Below are 3,083 nucleotides of genomic sequence, written 5' to 3' on the forward strand. Positions count from 1 at the left end.
CGTGCTCCACGCAGAATTCCTGCACCAGCTTCAGGGTGCGTCCGGTGTCGGCGACGTCGTCCGCGATGAGAACCTTCTTCTCGCTCAGATCGACGACGTTCGGCACGGGCGGCAGCATGACCGGCATGTCGAGGGTCTTGCCCACGCCCGTATAGAACTCGACGTTCATGACGTGCAGGTTCTTCACGTCCAGCGCGTAGCCGAGACCGCCCGCGACGAAGAGGCCGCCGCGCGCGATGGAAAGGATGATGTCGGGCTCGAACCCGTCGTCGGCAACCGCCTGGGCCAACTCCCGTACGGCCTCGCCGAAGAGCGAGTACGTCAGATTCTCGCGCTCGTCACTCACGCCCACGTGCCTTCCCTCCGGGGCTCTCAGCCCTCAGACCTGCGTCTGGTGAAAGTTGAGATACGAGCGCGACGGCGTCGGCCCGCGCTGCCCCTGGTAGCGGGAGCCGTGCCGCGCCGAACCGTACGGATGCTCGGCCGGGGACGTCAGCCGGAACATGCACAGCTGCCCGATCTTCATGCCGGGCCACAGCTTTATCGGCAGCGTCGCCACGTTCGACAGCTCCAGGGTCACGTGCCCTGAGAACCCCGGGTCGATGAACCCCGCGGTGGAGTGCGTGAGCAGCCCGAGCCGCCCCAGCGAGCTCTTCCCCTCCAGCCGCGACGCGATGTCGTCGGGCAACGAGACCACTTCGTACGTCGACGCGAGCACGAACTCCCCGGGGTGCAGGATGAACGGCTCCTCGTCCCGAACCTCGATCAGCCGCGTCAGATCGGGCTGCTCGACGGCGGGGTCGATGTGGGGGTAGCGGTGATTCTCGAAGACACGGAAATACCGGTCCAGCCGGACATCGATGCTGGAGGGCTGCACCATCGCGGGATCGTACGGATCGATCCGCACCCGGCCGGAGTCGATCTCGGCCCGGAGGTCCTTGTCAGAGAGAAGCACGGCCCGAGACTACGCGCACGGTGCGGGGCCGGCCCAATCGCACCGGCCCCGCACCGCCCGCACTTACGCCAACGCCGCCGGCCCTCCTCAGCCCGCGGGCCTCGGCCGGGGCGCGGAAACAGGCACCGCCTGCCGCAACCGCGCACACCGCGGGCACCGCAGCAACCGCCCGGGACCGATCCGGCCGGGCCCAAGGTTCTGCATCGGGAACGTCGAGGTACTGAACACGTGCCCCTCGGCACACTGAACGACGGTGGACTCCATCGCTCTCCTCTCCCCATGAAACGTGGACGACGAAAGCCACATTAGGGGATCAAGCTGGCAGTCCCACACCCGGCGCTCCGCCCCCACCGTACGCCCCAACTCCGTTCCCCCCAGCGCCCCCTGCCCTGCCCCGGAGCAGCAAAAAGACCCCTCGGCCTGTGCGGCGGGGGTCGGTCATGAGGTAAGGTATCGGACGTTGAGCCAGGCTTCTCCCGGCTCCTCGCGGGTGTAGTTTAATGGTAGAACATGAGCTTCCCAAGCTCAGAGCGCGGGTTCGATTCCCGTCACCCGCTCCACGACGAAGGCCCAGGTCACAGACCCGGGCCTTGTTTGTTTTCCAGGTTCACTGCGGCTCCTGTCGTCGTCCGCGCCGGCGCGTCCCTGAGCTGCTTGTCCGGAGACCGTTCCCGTGCCCCCTCAGCTGCCGGGCTCGCTAACCGCCCCGACCCTGCGGAATAATGGAGCCATGGCATCCACGCCCAGCTTCTCCGAGGTCCGCCGCGAAAGGTTCGCCCGGCGTAGGCCCGCCGAACTGTCCGAGCTCAGGGGCCCTGTGCACGGCAGCGTCAGCCTCCCCCTTCACCTGGCGTGGTCCGGCCTCACCGAATTCGATCTAGACCAGCCCCGGCTGCGGATGAGCTGCTACCGCATCGTCCTCGCAGAAGGTATGCGGGAGGACCTTGTCCGGTACCTCAACCGAAATCTGCTGACCAGCATGTGGCCGGTTCTGCGCACTCTGATCAGCCGCGATATCCGTGATGTCTGGGAGAGTGCCTTCGCCGAGCTGACGCCCGGCACCCAGGCCGCTGCATGAATCTCACCGCTCTGCACCGCCGCCTGTTGGCCGACGTACTCGCCGTCGGCGGTGCTTACCCTCTCGCGCTCACAGGTGGTTACGCCGTACAAGCCCACGGCCTGGTCGACCGGCTCAGCCAGGACCTCGACGTCGCCACCGAGAACCCAGAACATATGGAGCACATCGCGGCCACCGTACGTGCCGGTCTGGAAGACCGAGGCTGGAGCGTACGGGCACTGGAAACCGACCCGCTCTCGGCCCGGTTGATCATCACCGACTCCACCACTGGCGAAGAGTGCGAGGTCGACATCCTCAAAGAAGCGCTCTGGCGCCCACCGGTGACGACGAAGTACGGATTGGTACTTTCCCTCGAAGACGTGGTCGGCACCAAGGTCCGCGCGCTGGCCGACCGTGGTCTGGCCCGCGACCTTGTCGACGTTCGGGCCGCAGCAAACCGTTGGAGTCGGACAGAGCTCGAAGAACTCGGCCGTCGCCATGCTCGAGATGTCTTTGACCTCTCCGATCTGCAAGCCCGGCTCGGCGGGGCGGACTGGATCGACGACACCGAATTCGCCGCCTACGGACTCGATGACGACGAGACCAACGAGCTGCGCCGCTGGGCACTTTCATGGGCCGACGACATCGCCATACGACTCCACGATCCGGAAGCCCTCGACGAGGACTGATCAGCTCAACCCGTCACCGCGAGGATTCGTGCCAGATGCGTGCCACGACAGGCGGAGAACCACCGTCAGCACAGGTCACGTTGAACTGATGCCAGCCATGGTCCCGGCAACGTCCGGCCAGCTCAACACCTGCGCGAACCAACCACCCGGTCAGCCCCAAGCTCAGAGCACGGGTTCGATCCCCGTCACCCAGCTCCCAGTAGAAAGCCCAGGCCAGTAGCCCAGGGCGTCTTTGTTGCACAGCCCTTTTTCGTCAGGTGGCCGGGAGTTGGTAGGCGAGGACGTAGGCGTCTGCGGCCATCACCGTGTCGCAGACCTCCTGAAGTTCCCCCCTGATGTTGGACAGCGGGTGGTTACGCTGCGGGGGTGAGCTGCTGTTGTA

At 66.0% G+C, this 3,083-nt stretch carries 4 protein-coding genes and 1 tRNA gene; 3 read left to right on the forward strand and 2 right to left on the reverse strand.

What is annotated here, in order from left to right:
• Both ACRDP3_RS14310 and dcd read right to left on the reverse strand, forming a co-directional pair.
• Positions 1-346, reverse strand: a 346-nt coding sequence (locus ACRDP3_RS14310; RefSeq protein ID WP_431517306.1) for a phosphoribosyltransferase, incomplete at its 3' end; no start/stop codon positions are given.
• 33 nt (positions 347-379) lie between these two features.
• Positions 380-955, reverse strand: a complete 576-nt coding sequence (gene dcd / locus ACRDP3_RS14315) for a dCTP deaminase (RefSeq protein WP_431517307.1) — start codon at positions 953-955, stop codon at positions 380-382.
• Between the two features lie 486 nt (positions 956-1,441).
• Between dcd and ACRDP3_RS14320 the strand changes: the two genes are divergently transcribed.
• The 3 genes from ACRDP3_RS14320 (at position 1,442) to ACRDP3_RS14330 (ending at position 2,701) form a co-directional block, all read left to right on the forward strand.
• A tRNA-Gly gene (locus ACRDP3_RS14320) sits at positions 1,442-1,515 on the forward strand.
• A gap of 170 nt (positions 1,516-1,685) precedes the next feature.
• Positions 1,686-2,033 carry a transcriptional regulator gene (locus ACRDP3_RS14325; RefSeq protein ID WP_431517308.1) on the forward strand — a complete coding sequence of 116 codons (348 nt, stop codon included), beginning with the start codon at positions 1,686-1,688 and terminating at the stop codon, positions 2,031-2,033.
• On the forward strand, positions 2,030-2,701 hold the full coding sequence (locus tag ACRDP3_RS14330; RefSeq protein WP_431517309.1) for a nucleotidyl transferase AbiEii/AbiGii toxin family protein: 672 nt from the start codon (positions 2,030-2,032) through the stop codon (positions 2,699-2,701). The genes ACRDP3_RS14325 and ACRDP3_RS14330 overlap by 4 nt, the downstream gene beginning before the upstream one ends.
• Positions 2,702-3,083 lie beyond the last annotated feature (382 nt).

The sequence above is a fragment of the Streptomyces sp. genome, assembly GCF_050698815.1.
GTDB lineage: Bacteria > Actinomycetota > Actinomycetes > Streptomycetales > Streptomycetaceae > Streptomyces.